We start from the raw sequence: 203 nt of genomic DNA, 5'->3' as shown, positions 1-203 counted from the left end.
ATCCGGGCTAAGTTTTTCTGTTACTATCTATCATAACTGTCATTATCGGGCTCTCCTCACTTGTCCTTATCCGGCCCCCGACAGCTTGTCATTCCCGCACTTGGCAACTTGTCATTCCCGCACTTGATGCGGGAATCTCTAAACGGCTGCCATTTTTGAGCCTGCCCTGCTTGTCATTATCTGGTCGGGCCCAATAATCTAAC

It is taken from the genome of Treponema sp. UBA7567 (assembly GCF_002476655.1).
Lineage (GTDB): Bacteria > Spirochaetota > Spirochaetia > Treponematales > Treponemataceae > Treponema_D.
Note: the sequence above shows the minus strand (reverse complement) of the source record.